Annotated in this window: 13 protein-coding genes; 7 read left to right on the forward strand and 6 right to left on the reverse strand. The window is 67.3% G+C overall.

What is annotated here, in order from left to right; all coding sequences use genetic code 11:
- Positions 1-50 precede the first annotated feature (50 nt).
- From H0X91_RS01845 to H0X91_RS01860, 4 genes are read left to right on the forward strand one after another with little or no spacing between them, the layout of a single operon-like run.
- A complete protein-coding gene (locus H0X91_RS01845; RefSeq protein WP_012493718.1) occupies positions 51-968 on the forward strand; it encodes a carbohydrate ABC transporter permease in 918 nt (305 codons plus the stop codon).
- A gap of 23 nt (positions 969-991) precedes the next feature.
- On the forward strand, positions 992-1,843 hold the full coding sequence (locus tag H0X91_RS01850; RefSeq protein WP_006482010.1) for a carbohydrate ABC transporter permease: 852 nt from the start codon (positions 992-994) through the stop codon (positions 1,841-1,843).
- A gap of 36 nt (positions 1,844-1,879) precedes the next feature.
- On the forward strand, positions 1,880-3,850 hold the full coding sequence (locus tag H0X91_RS01855) for a beta-galactosidase (RefSeq protein ID WP_196432761.1): 1,971 nt from the start codon (positions 1,880-1,882) through the stop codon (positions 3,848-3,850).
- 4 nt (positions 3,851-3,854) lie between these two features.
- On the forward strand, positions 3,855-5,144 hold the full coding sequence (locus H0X91_RS01860; RefSeq protein ID WP_196432762.1) for a sugar efflux transporter: 1,290 nt from the start codon (positions 3,855-3,857) through the stop codon (positions 5,142-5,144).
- A gap of 43 nt (positions 5,145-5,187) precedes the next feature.
- Here the strand turns inward: H0X91_RS01860 and H0X91_RS01865 are convergent, their stop codons facing one another.
- The 3 genes from H0X91_RS01865 to H0X91_RS01875 all read right to left on the reverse strand — a co-directional run bounded on the left by H0X91_RS01865 (position 5,188) and on the right by H0X91_RS01875 (position 7,903).
- Positions 5,188-6,351, reverse strand: coding sequence for a glycoside hydrolase family 53 protein (locus H0X91_RS01865; RefSeq protein ID WP_196432763.1), 1,164 nt, complete (start codon positions 6,349-6,351; stop codon positions 5,188-5,190).
- A 301-nt stretch (positions 6,352-6,652) separates the two neighbouring features.
- On the reverse strand, positions 6,653-6,823 hold the full coding sequence (locus H0X91_RS01870; protein ID WP_006397039.1) for a hypothetical protein: 171 nt from the start codon (positions 6,821-6,823) through the stop codon (positions 6,653-6,655).
- 171 nt (positions 6,824-6,994) lie between these two features.
- Positions 6,995-7,903, reverse strand: coding sequence for a DUF72 domain-containing protein (locus H0X91_RS01875; RefSeq protein ID WP_058903910.1), 909 nt, complete (start codon positions 7,901-7,903; stop codon positions 6,995-6,997).
- Positions 7,904-8,188: 285 nt separating this feature from the next.
- Here H0X91_RS01875 and H0X91_RS01880 point away from each other — a divergent pair, with 285 nt between their 5' ends.
- Positions 8,189-10,363 carry a TonB-dependent siderophore receptor gene (locus H0X91_RS01880; protein ID WP_196432764.1) on the forward strand — a complete coding sequence of 725 codons (2,175 nt, stop codon included), beginning with the start codon at positions 8,189-8,191 and terminating at the stop codon, positions 10,361-10,363.
- Between the two features lie 9 nt (positions 10,364-10,372).
- On the opposite strand, the gene H0X91_RS01885 is transcribed toward H0X91_RS01880, so the two are convergent.
- Complete coding sequence (locus H0X91_RS01885) at positions 10,373-11,188, reverse strand: response regulator (protein WP_080467000.1); 816 nt, start codon at positions 11,186-11,188, stop codon at positions 10,373-10,375.
- A 1,132-nt stretch (positions 11,189-12,320) separates the two neighbouring features.
- Here H0X91_RS01885 and H0X91_RS01890 point away from each other — a divergent pair.
- Together H0X91_RS01890 and H0X91_RS01895 are read left to right on the forward strand one after the other, a co-directional pair.
- Entirely contained in the window at positions 12,321-15,914 is a 3,594-nt protein-coding gene (locus H0X91_RS01890) for a YadA family autotransporter adhesin (protein WP_062911697.1), read from the forward strand.
- 351 nt (positions 15,915-16,265) lie between these two features.
- The gene (locus H0X91_RS01895) at positions 16,266-16,673 is read left to right on the forward strand and encodes a VOC family protein (RefSeq protein WP_006483322.1); all 408 of its coding nucleotides are present in this window, start codon (positions 16,266-16,268) and stop codon (positions 16,671-16,673) included.
- 22 nt (positions 16,674-16,695) lie between these two features.
- Here H0X91_RS01895 and H0X91_RS01900 read toward each other — a convergent pair whose 3' ends face one another.
- Positions 16,696-17,235: a hypothetical protein gene (locus H0X91_RS01900; RefSeq protein WP_006498118.1), complete on the reverse strand. Its 540-nt coding sequence runs from the start codon at positions 17,233-17,235 to the stop codon at positions 16,696-16,698.
- A gap of 109 nt (positions 17,236-17,344) precedes the next feature.
- A complete protein-coding gene (locus tag H0X91_RS01905) occupies positions 17,345-17,731 on the reverse strand; it encodes a MerR family transcriptional regulator (RefSeq protein WP_006483333.1) in 387 nt (128 codons plus the stop codon).
- Positions 17,732-17,805 lie beyond the last annotated feature (74 nt).

The raw sequence follows: 17,805 nt of genomic DNA on the forward strand, positions 1-17,805 counted from the left end.
GGCCCGGTGCGTCGTTGTCACTGTACGTTCGTTTCATCGAAGGCCATCTCATGTCGACCAGCCTGTCCGAAAGCGCCGCGCGCCGCGATGCCGGCCCGCGGCGGCCTGCGCGCGCGTCGCTCGCGCGGCGGCGCAACCGCGCGGCCCTGTGGTTCGTGCTGCCGGGTTTCGCGCTCTTCACCGTGTTCGTGCTGTATCCGATCGTCAGCAGCATCTGGCTGAGCTTCCATCACTGGGACGGGATGACGCCGATGACGTTCGCCGGGCTCGACAACTATCGCGAGCTGCTGCAGTCGGACACGTTCACCGTCGCGCTGAAGAACAACGTGCTGTGGCTCGTGCTGTTTCTCGCCGCGCCGCCGCTCGGCCTCGCGCTCGCGCTGTACCTGAACCAGAACGTGTTCGGCATCCGGCTCGTGAAGTCGCTGTTCTTCGCGCCGTTCGTGCTGCCGGGTGTGGTGGTCGGCCTCGTGTTCTCGTGGTTCTACGACCCGACGTTCGGGCTGCTGAAGCTGATCGTCGGGCACGGAATCCCGGTGCTCGGCGATCCGCGCTATGCGACCTACGGCGTGATCGCCGCCGCGCTGTGGCCGCAGATTCCGTTCTGCATGATCCTGTACCTGACCGGGCTGACCGGCATCAACGGCGAGATCGTCGAGGCGGCGCGAATGGAAGGCGCGCGCGGCTTCACGCTGCTGTGGCACGTGATCCTGCCGCAACTGCGGCCCGCGACGTTCATGGCCGTCGTGCTGACCGTGATTGGCGCGCTGCGCAGCTTCGACCTGATCTCGGTGATGACGGGCGGCGGCCCGTTCGACAGCTCGACCGTGCTCGCGTACTTCATGGTCGACCAGGCGATCAAGTACTACCGCGAAGGCTATTCGGCCGCGATCGCCGTCGTGCTGTTCGCGATCATGCTCGTCTATATCGTGTGGCAGCTGCGCAAGCTGGTGCGCGTCGAGTCGTAAGGACCACAGCAAGGACCACCAACATGTACCCGATGCCCGTGTCCCGCTGGGGACGTCCCGCCCGCCTGCTGTACCGGTTGTCGTTGCCGTGCGCGCTCGCGCTGTGGCTCGTGCCGCTGCTCGCGGTGCTCGTCACGTCGATCCGCTCGACCGACGAGATCGTGGCCGGCGATTACTGGCGCTGGCCGAAGCAGTTCGCGCTCGTCGACAACTACGGCGCCGCGCTCACGCAAACGCCGATGCTCCATTATTTCGCGAACAGCCTCCTGATCACGGTGCCGTCGGTCGCCGCGTCGATCCTGCTCGCGTCGCTCGCCGGGCATGCGCTCGCGAACTACCGGTTCCGCGGCAATCTCGTGCTGCTCGGCCTGTTCGTCGCCGGCAATTTCGTGCCGATCCAGATCCTGATGATTCCGGTGCGGCAGATCATGCTCGGCGTCGGCCTGTACAACACCGTGTGGGCGCTCGTGCTGTTCCACACGGCGTTCCAGACCGGCTTCTGCACGCTGTTCCTGCGCAACTTCATCCGCGAGCTGCCGTTCGAGCTGATCGAGGCCGCGCGCGTCGAAGGCGCGTCCGAGTGGGCGATCTACTGGCGCGTCGTGCTGCCGCTCGTGCGGCCCGCGCTCGCGGCGCTCGCGATCCTCGTGTTCACGTTCGTGTGGAACGACTACTTCTGGGCACTGTGCCTCACGCAAGGCGACGACGCGGCACCGATCACCGTCGGCGTCGCCGCGCTCAAAGGGCAGTGGACGACCGCCTGGAACATCGTGTCGGCCGGCTCCGTGCTCGCGGCGCTGCCGTCGGTCGCGATGTTCTTCGCGATGCAGAGGCACTTCGTCGCGGGGCTCACGTTCGGCGCGACGAAGGGCTGATCCGTCCCATCCTCTTTCTTCAGCAAGGAATCCACGATGCATCTCGGCGTTTGCTATTACCCCGAACACTGGCCGCGCGAGCAATGGGCGCGCGATGCGCGGCGGATGGCCGAACTCGGCCTGACGCGCGTGCGGATCGCCGAATTCGCGTGGAGCCGGATGGAGCCGGAGCCCGGCCGCTACGACTGGGCGTGGCTCGACGAAGCGATCGACACGCTCGCCGGCCAGCACCTGAAGATCGTGCTCGGCACGCCGACCGCGGCACCGCCGAAATGGCTCGTCGATCGCCATTCGGAGATCCTGCCGGTGGGCGCGGACGGCGCGGTGCGGCAGTTCGGTTCGCGTCGCCATTACGACATCGCGAGCCCGGTGTATCGCGCGCATTGCGTGCGCATCGTCGACGCGATGGCGCGGCGCTACGGCGCGCATCCGGCCGTGATCGCGTGGCAGACGGACAATGAAATCGGCTGTCACAACACGCTGCCGAGCTATACGCGTGCGGCGCTCCACGGCTTTCGTGCGTGGCTCGCCGCGCGTTACGGCGATATCGGCGCGCTGAACCGCGCGTGGGGCAACGTGTTCTGGAGCATGGAGTATCGCGGCTTCGACGAGATCGAGCTGCCGCGCCATACGCCGACCGACGCGAATCCCGCGCATCTGCTCGATTTCCGGCGCTACCAGTCGGACGAGGTCGCGCGGTTCCATGCGGTGCAGGTCGATGCGATCCGCCCGCACGCGCCCGGCCGCGACGTGCTGCACAACTTCATGGGGTTTTTCACCGAATTCGATCATTACGCATTCGCGCGAAGCGGGCTCGACGTCGCCGCGTGGGACAGTTATCCGGTGCCGCGTACCGAAGTGCTGCCGCTCGACGAAGCGGACAAGCAACGCTGGGCCCGCACCGGGCATCCGGACGTCTCCGCGTTCTCGCACGACCTGTATCGTGGCGTCGGCAACGGCCGGATGTGGGTGATGGAGCAGCAGGCGGGGCCGGTCAACTGGGGACCGTACAACCCGGTGCCGCACGCCGGCGCGGTGCGGCTTTGGACGTGGGAAGCGTTCGCGCATGGCGCGGAGCTCGTGTCGTATTTTCGCTGGCGGCAGTATCCGCATGCGCAGGAGCAACTGCACTCGGGGCTCAACGCGCCGGACGACCGGCTGGCGCCGGGCGGCCACGAAGTGGCGCGCGTCGCACGTGAAATCGCCGCGCTGGATCCCGCGCTCGTCGCCGGCGAGTGTGATGCGGCCCGTGTCGCCCTGCTGTTCGACTACGAGGCCGACTGGATGATCCGGATCCAGCCGCACGGCGCCGATTTCGACTATCAGCAGCATGCGTTCGACTGGTATCGCGCGCTGCGCGAACTGGGCCTCGACGTCGACATCGTCGCGGCCGGCGCCGACGTGTCGCGTTACGCGCTCGTCGTCGCGCCGACGCTGCCGGTCGTCACGGATCGCATCGTCGAGCAGGCCGCGAGCGGACACGCACACTGGCTGTTCGGGCCGCGCACGGGTTCACGCACCGCTGAATTCGCGATCGCGCCGGGTCTCGCACCGGGCAAGCTGCGCGATGTGCTACCGGTGCGGATCGGCCAGGTCGAGTCGCTACGGCCGTCGCTCGCGCCGCGTGTGTCGTTCGAAGGCATCGACGGCCATGCGCTGAAATGGCGCGATCACGTCGATATGGAGGCAGCGCGCGGCGCAGACGTGGTGGCCGCCTGCGACGACGGCGTGCCCGCACTCGTGCGGCGCGGTCGCGTGACGATGGCGACGGCCTGTTTCGACCGCACGCTGTTGCGCGCGATCGTCGCCCGCTGTGCGAGCGATGCTGGCCTGTTGGTGCGCGCGATGCCGGACGGTGTGCGGTTGCGCCGACGCGGGCGCGTGACGTTCGCGTTCAACTACGGCGACACGCCGTGCATGCTGCCCGCGCCGGGCGGTGCCACGTTCGTCCTCGGCAATCGCGACCTCGGCGCGGTCGACGTCGCCGCCTGGGTCGAGCCGGACTGACGCGATGCAGTCGTTGCGGCCGCTGCTGTTGCATTTCGCGCGCCTGGCGGGAATCGAGCACTTCGTGCCGCTGTCCGCGGCGGCGCTGATGCTCGGCGTCGCGATGTCGTTTACGGCGCCGTACCTGTCGCTGTTCGGCGTCGAGGCGGCGGGCATGTCGCCGTTTCTGGCCGGCATCTTCATGACGTCGATCGCGGCGAGCGGCGTCGTCGCGAGCACGTGGGCCGGGCGCTGGTCGGATCGACGCGAGCGGCACCGGCCGCTGCTCGTGGTGTCGCTCGGGGCGGCCGCGCTCGGCTTCGCGCTGCTGTGCGTGCTGCGCGCGCATGGGCCGGTGATCGCCGCCGGCACGATCCTGCTCGGCGCGGGCGCCGTGTCGCTGTCGCAGATCTTTTCGGTCGCGCGTGCGGTGCTGCCCGTCGCCGACGATGCGCAGCGCGAACTCGCGTCGGCCGCGCTGCGCACGATGCTGTCGATCGCGTGGGTGTTCGGCCCCGCGCTCGGTGCGCTGATTCTCGCGCAGACGGGTTTTACCGGACTCTTTCTGGCGGCTGCCGCGGGCTTCGTCGCGTGCGCGGCGATCGTCGCGCGGATTCCGGAGCCGGCGCGGCGGCCCGTGGCAGCTCACGTGCAAACCCCGGACCGGGTTGCACCGCCGCCTGACGCTGCGCGTGCAGCGGTCGTCGTCGTCGCAACGCGTGCAAGCGTGCTGCGCACACTCGTCGCGCTGACGCTGATCGGGCTCGCGGCGAACGCAACGATGATCGTGCTGCCGCTCTACATCGTGCACGCGCTCGGCGGCACGCCGGCGAACGTGTCGGCCGCGCTCGGGCTCGCCGCGCTGCTCGAGATTCCGATGATGCTGTGGCTCGGCATCCGTTCGACGCATCTCGACAAGGCGCGCTGGCTGACCGCGTGCGCGCTCGTGCATGCGGCGTATTTCGTCGGCCTCGCGACGGTGACGCGCGTGAACCTGATCCTGCCGCTGCAACTGCTGAGCGCATGCGTGGTCGCGATCACGTCGTGTCTCGGGATGACGCGCGTGTGCGACCTGATGCCCACGCGCCCTGGCACCGCGACCGCGATGTTCTTCAGCACCGCGCGGGTCGGCTCGATCGCATCCGGTGTGCTGTCGGGCGCGTGCGTCGATCTGTTCGGCTATCGCGCGACGTTCGCCGGATGCGGCGGGCTCGCGCTCGTGGCGTGCGTGCTGCTCGCGGTGGATGCGTACGGCGAGCGGGGCGGCACACGCCGCACGAGCGGGGCGCGCCACGGCTTCGATTCACCACACTGACGCGGCATGCGCCGGTGCGGTGAAGCCGCGGCGCGGTGACGCGTCAGCGCTGCCGGAACGCGCCGAGCGACGGCAGCGCGCGACCGTGGAAATCGAACAGCGTGTTGTTGTCCCACTGGTCGCCCGCGCCGAGCTTCCAGCCGACACCGGGCGTCGGGATCCATTCCGGTTCCCACCAGAACACGCCCTTGCCGCGATTGCCGGGCACGCCCTTCACGATATCGACGACCGCCGCGAGAAATTGCGCCTGGCCGGCCGGCGACGGCGGGAAGGTCGTCGAGCCGGTGTTCGTCATCGCGTTCGGCTCCGAATCGCCGTCGCTCGTGGTCCACGGATAGGCGGTCTCCACGACGATCAGCTCCTTGTCGTAGCGCACCGCGAGATCGTTCGCGTTGTTGCGCAGATCGTCGAGCGCGCCTTGCCATTGCGGGTAGTACGACAGACCGATCACGTCGAACGCGACGCCGCGCTGCTTCGCGCTGTCGAACCACCAGCGGCTCTTGCCGTTGTCGCCGCCGCTGTCGATATGCAGCATCACCTTGATGCGCGGATCGACCGCCTTCACCGCGTCGTGACCGGTTTTCAGCAACTGCGCGAGGTTGTCCCACTGATCGTAGCGGCCGAGCGGCCACAGCATGCCGCCCGTGATCTCGTTGCCGATCTGCACCCACTCGGGCCGCACGCCGGCGCGCTGCAACTGGCGCAGCACGTCGGTCGTATAGGCCGACAGCAGCGCGCACGTCTCGGCGAGATTCTTGCCGGCCCACGCATGCGGCGGGTATTGCTTGCCGGGGTCGGCCCACCAGTCGCTGTAGTGGAAATTGATCAGGATGCGCATCCCGAGCGCGGCCGCGCGCTGCGCGAGTGCCACGACGTGCGTGGCATTGTTGTAGCCCGCCGCAGCGCTCTGGTTCGCGGGGAAGAAATCCGGATTGCCGGGATCGTTCCACACCTTGATCCGGATCGAATCGACGCCGTGCGCGCGGAGAATCTTCAGGCAGTCGCGCGGCGCGCCGCCGCCGTCGAAGAAGGCCGCGCCATGCGCTTCGAGTTCGGGTAGCGTCGAGATGTCGGCCCCCATCGCGAAGCCGCCGGCCGTCGCACTGCGTGGCGCGGGTCGTGCGAAGGCAGGCAGCGGGCCAGCCAGGTCGAGGCACGCAAGCGCCGCGCTCGAGATGCTCCAGCGCAGCATCGATCGTCTGTTCATCGTCATCCTCCATGTCATGGACCCCGTCGTGCGTGGGGTCGGCTTCGGTGATTTTAAGCGCTTAAATTTCGGCCTGCGAGACGAGGCCGAATGGAGCGTAGCGCACCTGTCGCCGCCGATGCAAAGAACCCGCGCGTTGCCTACTATCTGGCGAGCGCCGTCACGCGTTGCTCGTCGTCGCAGTGCGGCTCGACGGACGGCACGATTGGCGCGGACGGCGCTCGCGTGGCCGTCGGCGGACTCCGGCGCTGTGTCGCGGTCGGCCGCTCGCGGCGTACGCGCTCGCAGCATGCGCGCCGCGCTAGGACCGGTCGCGATTGCGAGCGCGCGTCGCTCCGGTGATGACCGCGATGCCGAACAGGATGACGGCCACGATCTCGATGATGTGCTGAGAGACGTGCAGCGTCATCAAACCCCAGGCGACGCCGCCGATGAAAATGATCCATCCGACCAGGTAGATGAGCAGGGTCATCGTTCTTCTCCTTGCAGTGTTGGCCCGTGACGCCGATTGCCGGTCGTGCAAAATTTACCGCTCGCGCGGCGAGGCGCGATGAAAGGCGCGATCCGCGCATGCGGGAGCATGTTGCGAGCCTGGCTTGGCCGCGCCGGCAGCATTTCCCGGCTACGCAGCTCGCCGAGTGTTTCACTCCGCCGCATCCTGCGCATGCAGCCCCAGCCGCGCCATCAGCCGCCCGGCATCGAACGGCGCTTGCGTTTTCGTATCGTTGTCGAAGTAGCAGTACACGTCGCGCGTCTGCGCACGCGGCGGTTGCAGCGCCGGTGCGGCGAGACGCGCATCGGCCGGTTGCGCGCCCCGGCTCCACGCGTCGATTCTTTGCGCCCATCGTTCGAGCGCCGCATCGGCGTATTCGCCCGAATACTTCGTTTCGGTGCCGTGCAGCCGCAGGTAGACGAACCGCGCGCTCAGATCCTCGAGCTGCGGCCACGCCTCGGTCGAATCCGACACGACGAGCGCGACCTTGTGGCGGCGCAGCAGCTTTACGAATGCCGGGTCCACGAAGCTGTCGTGCCGCACTTCCACCGCATGACGCAACGACCGCTTGCGGTCGATCTGCAGATACGGCTCGCGAACCCGCGCATCGTGCCGGCGGGCGAGCGCGAGCGCCGCCTCCGTATCGTGCGGCAGCAGGCTCAGGAAGCGCTCCATGTGCGCCGGGTCGAAGCGCAACGACGGCGGAAATTGCCACAGCAGCGGCCCGAGCTTGTCCTTCAGCGCGAACAGCCCCTGGGCGAAAAAATTCGCGCACGCGACCGTGGCCGTTTCGTCACGAAAACGCAGCATGTGCGTCAGGTAACGTGAACCTTTCACGCTGAACACGAACCCCGGCGGCGTGTCGGCGTACCAGCGCCGCCAGCTGTCGGGCGCTTGCAGGCTGTAGTGCGTGCCGTTGATTTCGATCGTCTGCATCCGGCCCGATGCGTATCGCAGCTCGCTGGCCTGCTTCAGGTCGGCGGGGTAGAAGGTTCCCCGCCAGCCCGGGTAGCGCCAGCCTGAAATGCCGATGTGAATCCTGCCCGAAGTGCGTGTCACGTCGATGCCCGGCCGCGCCGGGTTCCTGATGCGGTTCCGGCGACGAGCAATCTGCGTGCCGCGACCGTCGCCGATTTGTTTTCTTAAAGACCGTGCCACGTTCGGCCGGTATGATCGCTGCGCTCGCGAGCGGCGCAATCGGCCGGTGCGTACCGATTCATGCGTCACCGGCTGCGCCAGCACGGCAATCAAGACCATGACGACACTACCGGACGGACGCGGCGATGCGCGGTCCGCCGATCCGGCCCAACGGGCCAACCCAGCACGAGACGGAGTATCGACACGATGTGGACGGAGACAGGGACGGGGCGGTGCGCGCGGGCGATCGCGGCCGGCGGGGCAATGTGCGTGGCCGCCGCGGGCGGGGCGTACGCGCAGGCAACGGCGCCGGGCGCCGCGGCAGTCGCGCTGCCGCCGATCGACGTGCGAGGGCCGGCCGACGCTTCGTCCGTCGGGCTCGTCGCGCGGCGCACCGTCACCGGCACCAAGACCGACACGCCGATCGACGAAATTCCGCAAACGATCAACATCGTGACCGCGCAACAGATCGAGATGACCGGCGCGGCCGACCTGAACCAGGCGTTGCGCTACGTGCCGGGTTTCGCGACGTTCGGCGCCGACAGCCGCACCGACTGGTATGCGGCGCTGCGCGGCTTCACGCCGACGCTGTACGTCGACGGCCTGCCGGCGCCGAATACCGCCGTGATCGCGAACTGGCGCGTCGACCCGTACACGATCGACTCGATCGCGGTGCTGCGCGGGCCGACGTCGGTGCTGTATGGCGCGGGCGAGCCCGGCGCGATCGTCGACGCGCACACGAAGCTCGCCGACGGCGAGCGCGTGCGTGAAGCCGGCGTGCAGATCGGCAACGATGCGCGCAAGCAAGCGATGCTCGACGTCGGCGACCGGCTCGATCCGGATGGCAGGTACGCCTACCGCTTCGTCGGCGTCGCGCGCGACGGCAACGCGGTGACCGGCCCGAACGGCGCCCGGCGCGTCGCGCTCGCGCCGTCGTTCCGGTGGCGGCCGAACGCAGATACGTCGTTGACATTTTCCGCGACGTTCCTGCAGGACAGCGGCGACATCTCGTCGAACTTCCTGCCCGCGTCGGGTACGGTGCTGCCGAACCCGAACGGCCGTCTGTCGCAGGACCTCTACATGGGCGACCCGTCGTTCAACGACTACCGCAAGAAGCAATGGTCGCTCGGCTACGCGCTGGAACACCGCGTGAATGCGATCTGGACGCTGCGTCAGGACGTGCGCTGGTCGCACCTGTCGCTCGACGACGCGACGGTGTTCGGCAACGGCCTCGCGCCCCGCAGCACGACGAACATGATGCGTTTCGCGGGGCTGTTCCAGCTCAACTACAGCCGGCTCGACATCGACAACCACGCGCAGGCGCGCTTCGGCACCGGGCCGCTCGAACACACGCTGCTGTTCGGCGTGCAATTCGACCGGCAGACGACGACCAACAGCGTATGGCTTGCGCTCGCGCCGTCGCTCGACCTGTACCACCCCGTCTATCGGCCCGTGACGGCCGCGATCTTCTCCGGCCCGACGTCGCTCGGCCACGTCGACCAGTACACGGCGATGAACGCGTTCGGCGTGTATGCGCAGGATCAGATCCGCTGGCGGCGCTGGACGCTGACGCTCGGCGGCCGCGAGGATGTCGTGAATGCGCGGTTCGATGACCGGTCGGCGGGCACGCACGTGCAGCAGGACGTCAGTGCGTTTTCGGGGCGCGTCGGGCTCACCTATCGCGGCGACGCCGGGTGGTCGCCGTACGTCAGCTATTCGACGTCGTTCGATCCCGTCATCGGCGTGCGGATGTTCGGCGGCGGCTTGCCGAAACCGACGCGCGGCGTGCAGACGGAGGCCGGGCTGCGCTGGCAGCCGCCCGGCCGGAACCTGATGCTGAACGCGGCCGTGTATCAGATCGACCAGACCAACGTCGTGACGCCGACGCCGGTGAATCTCGATCCGACCGCCACGACGTCGGTGCAGACCGGCAAGGTGCGCTCGCGCGGCATCGAGCTGAGTGCGGTCGGCAAGGTGACGCGCGAGCTGTCGATCGTCGCGTCGTATCTCTATCAGGACGTCAAGAACGTGCAGGCGAACGACGCGTCGCTGAACCACTGGCCGGTGTCCGTGCCGCTGCCGCGGCAGATGGCGTCGATGTGGGCCGACTGGACCTGGCACACGGGCGCGCTGGCCGGCGTCGGCGTCGGCGGCGGCGTGCGCTATCAGAGCGCGTCGGCCGGCGCGCCGGACAATTCGCTGACGGTGCCGAGCGCGACGCTTTACGATCTCGCGATCCATTACGACCTGCCGCGCTGGCGTTTCGCGGTGAACGTCGCGAACCTGTTCGACCGGCGTTATGTCAGCGGCTGCCAGTCGTACGCGGTGTGCGTGTTTGGCAACGAGCGGACCGTGCTGGCCAGCGCGAAATACAGCTGGTGAACATGCGACTTACGCGCGACGTTGCGGCTCGCCGGTCGCGGTGCGCGCACCCGCATGGCCCTGGCGTCGCCATTCGGTCGGCGTGATGCCGAAACGTTCGCGAAAGGCGGTCGCGAAATTGGCCGGCGTCGAAAAGCCGATTTCCTTCGCGATGCTGGCGATGCTGAGCGAGGTCGAATCCAGCAGATCCTGCGCGATCCGCAGCCGCTCGAAGCGCAGATACTCGAACACCGTCTGGCCGAGATTGTCGCGAAACGCGCGCGACAAGCGCTTTTCGTGCGTGCCGACCGCGCGCGCCAGTTCTTCCACCGTCGGCGGATCGTTCAGCGTGCGCGACAGGTGGCGGATCGCCGCGCGCACGATGATGTCGTCGTCGTTGCCGGCCGCGAACGGGTTGTCCGCCGCGTCCGTCTCGGCCGGCCGTTCGCGTTTCGGCCGTGAGAGCTGCACGCGAATCCGTGCGATCACCTCGGCCGGCTCGAACGGTTTCACCACGTAGTCGACGCCGCCGATCTCGAGCCCCTCGAGCCGTTCGTGCAATGCGCCGGCCACGGTCAGGAAGATGACCGGGATCGCGCACGTCAGCGGATCGGCGGCGAGCAGCCGGCACGCGGTGAAGCCGTCCATGCGCGGCATGCGCACGTCCATCAGGATCAGGTCGGGTAGCAGCGCCTGCGCGCGCTGGCACGCTTGCGCGCCGTCGGATGCGATGCTGATCCGGCATCCCGTGCCGCGCAGGATGTCGATCAGCAACCGGAGCTGGTCGGGTTGATCGTCGACGATCAGGATATGAGCGTCGCTCAATGCGGAGATCGGTGAAGGCATCATGCACCTGTTGTGAAAAGGCGGTTGGCTGCGTTTCCGCGGGTGGCCTGCCCGGTGCGGTGGAAACGTCGGAAGCCGCTCTGTGGCGATGCATCCATCGCATCGCACGCCCGCATCGATTCCGGACAGCGCGAAACGGCGCGGCAGGCAACCGCCCGGCGCATCGGACGGCGTGGGTTGTTTTGATCACTGAGCCGGTAAAGATGCGCGGGATTGCCGTGTTTGCGCGAGGAATGACCGCGACTGCCGGAATCGATGCGAGCGGAATTGTAGGAGCATATTTCGAATCCGGCCAGACATGACGACTCCATTCGTGCCATTCCGCGTGCGTAATTATCGAAAATGGCGGTTTGCGACAGGAACGTGAAGTGTCGATATGCATCGATGCTCGTGGTTTACGCGTATATCCGGTGAAAAACACGCGGCCGGCCGCGTTTCCCGATTGGCTTTTTCAGACGAAATATTATTTGAATCCGCTTTGGCAAAGTATTTGTCCGCTCGATAAAAGATTTTGAATGACGGCGCCGGTGCGAAATCGTTTGCGGAATGCGTGTATTTTGCGTAAGCCTTTGAATAATATAAATTTTACAATCTATAAAGAATGCCGGCTTTAATAATTCAAGTCCGTGTCTCATAATTTGTCCGAACTTTGAACGACGGGTGGCGCAGGGCAGCGGAAGCACCGCAAGCGGTGACGGACGTTGCCTGATCCGGGCCTCGCGCATCGATTGATGACGGTCCAGGCCGGGGTTCGCTGCACCGAAGTGAAACTCCGGTTGCCGGAGATGAAATAAAAGAAGCGTGGTGGGTCGCGGTCAGCGCGGCGAAAAATCGGGGAAGTACATGACGACGGGTTGAATCTCCGGATTCAGTCGGGGAAAAGCTCGTCCATGAAAATCAATACGTATTCCTAAGTCAGTTGTCGAATTAACGAAACGGGACATCGAGCCGACGGCATGCCCCGGGCTTTCGAACGCCCGGTCGAAACGGCTGCTCGCTGCGTGTCGTCTCGGCATGGCTTGCCGTGAAGCGCAATCCGTTTCCGAACCGAAGTCGCAATCGAAGTCGAAGCTGTCAATAAAAGTAAGTAGTCCGTATTCAAACCAGACGCTACACAACGGAGCAGAAGACCATGAAGAGGAAGCAGATTTCGGCGCTCGCCGCCGCGATGTTCACGGGTGCGGGTGTGCTGATCGCCGGTGCCGCCCACGCGGACAATTTCGTCGACCGCGGTAACCCCGACAACGCGCTGAACGGCCAGTGTATCGACGGCACCAACCCGCTATGCGTGGCAACGAAGAACGGCAGCTACGTCGCAGTCAGTACCGCGAACGTGACGCAGGGCGCCAATGCGAAGGCCGGCACCAGCGGTATCGCGATCGGCGACCAGTCGAATGCGAGCAGCAAGGGCGGCAGCGGCAGTGGCGGCGCGATTGCGATCGGGGTCGGCTCGCAGGCGCTGGCGAACTCGGCCACCGCGATCGGCACGGTGGCGGTCGCCCAGGGCAATACCTCGCTGGCGATCGGCCGCCAGTCGGCGGCGGTCGGTGATTTCTCGATGGCGCTCGGCAACGTCGCCGATGCGCACGGCACGAGCTCGATCGCGCTCGGCCACTCGGCGCTCGCCAGCGGCGACCGCTCGGTCGCGATCGGCGGCGCGAACCCGACGTCGAGCGATGGCGTATCGGCCGGCGCGTCGTACGACGCGGCCACGCAAACGCGTGCCGGCGGCACGCAGTCGGTGGCGATCGGCGCCGGCGCGCAGACGAGCGACAACAACCAGGTGGCGATCGGCTCGGGCAGCGTCGGCGCGAACAACGGCGGCACGCCGGTATTCGGCGGCACGGCCGCGCCGGTGGGCGGCGCGGTATCGTTCGGCGCGATCGGCAGCGAACGTCAGCTCAAGAACGTCGCGGCGGGCGCGGCCGATACGGACGCCGTCAACGTCCAGCAGCTGAAGAACGTGAACAGCACGCTGAGCACGAGCATCGGCAACGTCGACGCACGCGTGACGTCGGTCGGCAACGCGCTGTCGACCTCGATCTCGAACGTCGATCAGCGTGTGACCAGCGTCGGCAACAGCCTCAGCACGAGCATCGTCACGGCCACGCAGAACGTCGTCAAATACACCGACGACTCGCACGCGGCGATCGCGCTCGACGGCGCTACCGGCACGACGATCGGCGGCGTGGCCGCCGGCGTCGCCGATACCGACGCGGTCAACGTCGGCCAGTTGAAGGGCAGCCTCACGCCGCTGCAGACGTCCATTTCGACGGCGGCTTCGAACATCACGAACCTGCAGAACAGCGTGACGGGCATCAACGGCTCGCTGAGCACGGCGGCATCGAACATCGCCGGCCTGCAGGCGGCCGATACGCGCAACGTCAAGTACGACGGCGCGAGCGGCTTCGACTCGGTGACGTTCGCCGGCCCCAACGGCACGACGCTGCACAACGTCGCGGACGGCAAGGACCCGCACGACGCCGTCAACGTCGGCCAGTTGAACGGCGGCCTTGCGTCGCTCAGCACGAGCGTGACGAACAACCTCAGCACGACGCTCGGCAACCTGAGCACGTCGATCACCAGCCAGATCGGCAACGCGACGAAGAACGCGGTGCAGTACGACGACGATGCGCACGGCGGCGTCACGCTCGGCGGCAAGGGCGCAACGGCGCCGGTCGGCCTGCACAACGTGGCGGACGGCGTGGCGGCGGGCGATGCCGTGAACGTCGGCCAGCTCGGCAAGGCGACCGACACGCTCAACCAGTCGATCACGACCGTCGGCAACCAGGTGACGACGAATACCGGCAACATCGCGGCGCTCCAGCAGGATGCGCTGCAGTGGAACCCGGGCCTCGGCGCCTACGATGCGAGCCACGGTGGCCACGGCCCGCAGCTGATCAGCAACGTCGCGGCCGGCAAGAGCGGCACGGATGCGGTCAACGTCGACCAGCTGAACGCGGCGATTCACGACGGCACGAGCCAGCTCGATGCGCTCGCGGTCAAATACGACGATGCGAGCAAGCAGCAGGTGTCGCTCGGCGCGGGCAACGGCGGCAGCCCGGTGCGCCTGACCAACGTCGCGGCAGGCAACGTGGCGGCCGGCAGCACCGACGCGGTGAACGGCGCGCAACTGCGCCGCGCGACCGACGGCGCCGCGGCCGCGCTCGGCGGCGGCGCGACGGCGAACCCGGACGGCTCGATCGGCGCGCCGAACTACAAGATCGGCGGCAGCGCGTTCAACAACGTCGGCGACGCGCTGACGAACCTCGACGGCCGCGTCGGCAGCAACACGACGACGCTCGCGAATCACGAAACGCGCATCGGCAATGCCGAAACCAATATCGCCGGCAACACGGCGGCGATCGCCGGGCTGCAGCAGGATGCGCTGCAATTCGACCCGACGCTCGGCGCATTCAACGCCGCGCGCGGCGGCGCGCCGACGAAGCTGAGCAACGTGGCCGACGGCAACGTCGCCGCGGGCAGCACGGACGCGGTGAATGGCGGCCAGTTGTCGGGCGTGAAGACCGCGCTCGAGCAGCAGATCACGAACGTGTCGAACCAGGCCGGCGAAGCCGTGAAGAACGTCGTCAAGTACGACGTCGACGCGAGCGGCAACCGGCTGAATTCGGTGTCGCTGGTCGGCGGCGACGCCACGTCGGCGGTCGTGCTGAAGAACGTCGCGGCGGGCACCAGCGATACCGACGCGGTGAACGTGAAGCAGCTGAAGGACGTGCAGTCGAACCTGAACCAGCTCGGCGCGCTCGCGGTGCAGTACGACGACAGTTCGAAGAGCACGATCACGCTCGGCGGCGCGGGTGGCACGCGCATCACCAACGTGCAGGCCGGCACGCTCGGCGCCACCAGCACCGACGCGGTGAACGGCTCGCAGCTCTACGCGACCAACCAGCAGGTGTCGAAGAACACCACCGACATCTCGAACCTGCAAGGGAGCGTGACGAACATCGCGAACGGCAAGGCCGGTCTCGTGCAGCAGCAGGACCCGAACGGCGCGATCACGGTCGGCAAGGATTCGGGCGGCGCGAGCGTGAACTTCTCGGGCACGGCGGGCGACCGCGTGCTGACCGGCGTCGCGGCGGGCGTGAGCGACAACGACGCGGTCAACATGGGCCAGTTCAACAACGCGCTGAAGAACGTGGCGGCCAACGACAAGATCCGCGCGGCCGCGACCGATGCGAACACCACGTGGATCGCGCGTGCCGATGCGGGTTCGATCGGCTCGACGGCGACGGCGACCGGCAAGAACGCGGTGGCGGTCGGCCAGGGCTCCGTCGCCGATCGCGACAACTCGTTCTCGGTCGGCGCGAAGGGCAGCGAGCGCCAGGTCACGAACGTCGCGGCCGGCACGGCGCCGACCGACGCGGTGAACGTGCAGCAGTTGAACGACAACCTCGCGACGGCGTCGACGCAGGCGAAGGGCTACACCGACCAGCGCATCGGGCAGGTGTACAACTCGTTCAACGACCTGAAAAAGGACATGTACGGCGGCGTCGCGTCGGCGATGGCGGTGGCCGGCTTGCCGCAGCCGACCGGCGCGGGGCGCTCGATGGTGTCGGCGGCGACGTCGAACTATCACGGCCAGCAGGGCTTCGCGGCCGGCTACTCGTACGTGACGGAGAGCAACCGCTGGGTCGTCAAGGCATCGGTGACGGGCAACACGCGGTCGGACTTCGGCGCGGTGGTCGGCGCGGGTTACCAGTTCTGATGGGGCTCGCGCAGCGTTGAGCGATGCGCGGGTGCCGGGCAACGGCAGTCATGCCTGGCACTCGCGGTCGAACGGTGGCCCGGGGCCCGTGTGCGGACCCCGGGCCTGTGTCGTTCGACGCACACCGGTTCGACCGGTCGCGCCGTGTCGGTCGCGCCGCTCCGAATGCGAGCAGCACGACCCGCGCCGCGCATTGCCCATCGCTCGAACGACGGCCTCATGCGGGCTTGGCGCCCCGCGCACCCGTGCGTCCAATGCGAGTTGTGGAATGCGAGCCCACGCTCGTATTCTGAAGTCCTCGGGCGGCACGGCATGGGGCCTCCGCCCACCACCGCATCGGAGAGTGCGACCATGACCGAAACGACAGCCACGATGAAGCTGAACCACCTGAGCTTTCCCTCCGCCGACACGCTGGCCACCGCCCGATTCTTCGAGCGATACCTCGGCTTCACGATAGCGGGAAGCTGGGAAAAATCCTGGATCCTCAAACGCCCGGGCTTCGACGTCGTCATCGATCACGTCGGCGACGGCGTGCCCGCATGGCCCGCCAATTTCCACGTCGGCTTCGAACTGCCGAGCCTCGATGCCGTGCACGCGTTGTTCGCGCGTTTCAAGGAGGAAGGCGTCGCGATGGAGACGGACGTCTTCAACAACGGGCGCGGCTCGCGCTTCTTTTGCCGCGCGCCGGGCGGCGTGATGTTCGAACTGAATACGCGCGCGGATGCCGCGCCGGAATATCAGGGCACCTTCGACGATTGATGCGACGCAGTGCGTGCCACGCTCAATCGCAACGGCTGGCGCGGGCGAGCGTCTCGATGACCGCGCGGGTACGCGACGGCTTGGTGATCTCCGTCCATTGCAGATGCGCGTATTTCGGGTCGTCGCGCAAGCCGGCGAACTTCACGCGGTTTCTCGCGAACGTCGTGTACGACCACAGCAGCACCGAGTCCCGCGAGCAGAACGCCATCCGCAGCGATTCCCGGTTGCCGTGAGAGAGCCGGGTGCGCATGAGCCCGCGGCCGATCGTGCGCCGCAGCACACGGGAAAACACCGTCCATCGCCCGAAGTTGAGCCACACGACGTGCGTGGCCCTCGACCACAGCACGTCACGCACCGCGCTGTAGTTTCCGTCGGCGACCCAGCGGTCGCCGGCCGTCGCCGCCCGCACCGCATGGTCGAACTGCGCGGGCGGCACGGCGGTCCAGCCCGGGCCCCAGTAGAGCCGGTCGAGTTCGATGTACGGGCAGGCCGCGGCGGCGGCCAGTGCGCTGGCAAAGGTGGATTTCCCGGCTCCGCTTGTTCCGACGACGATGACGCGCATGGGTGTGACCACCGGCAAAAAGGTGAGGGCGCGTATTGTGCCCGAAGCGCGCGGGTGGACTGGTATCCGTAGCGGGAAAAGGCGGACCGCTGGCGAACCCGCGCATCGATCAATCGAGCGGTGGCACCGCACCATCCCGCAACATCTTGACGAGCCTTGCACGTCGCTTCTCGAGATCGGCGATCTGGCGGTCGATCGCTTCGAGGCGTTCGCGCTGGACGTCGGTGATCTGGTCGCACGAGCGGGCGCCGTCGATCAGCAGCATGCAGTCCGGAAAGCCGCGAATGTCGTCGAGGGTGAAACCGGTCGCGATCATGCGCTGAATCTGCTTGACCTGCGTCACAGCCTTGTCGGGAAACAGGCGATAGCCGTTGTCCGCGCGCACCGATGCGAGCAGGCCGTGCTCGTCGTAGTGCCGGATCGAGCGCACGCTCGCGCCGGTGAGCTGCGCGAGTTTGCCGATGGTCAGCAGTGGCTGGGTAGGCGGATTTTTCATGAAGGGCAGGTTAGCACGATCCGCTTGACTCTTACATCAGTGTGAGGGTTGAGACTGGGCGTCCGTTCATGCCT

Source organism: Burkholderia sp. 9777_1386 (assembly GCF_015712265.1).
GTDB lineage: Bacteria > Pseudomonadota > Gammaproteobacteria > Burkholderiales > Burkholderiaceae > Burkholderia > Burkholderia cenocepacia.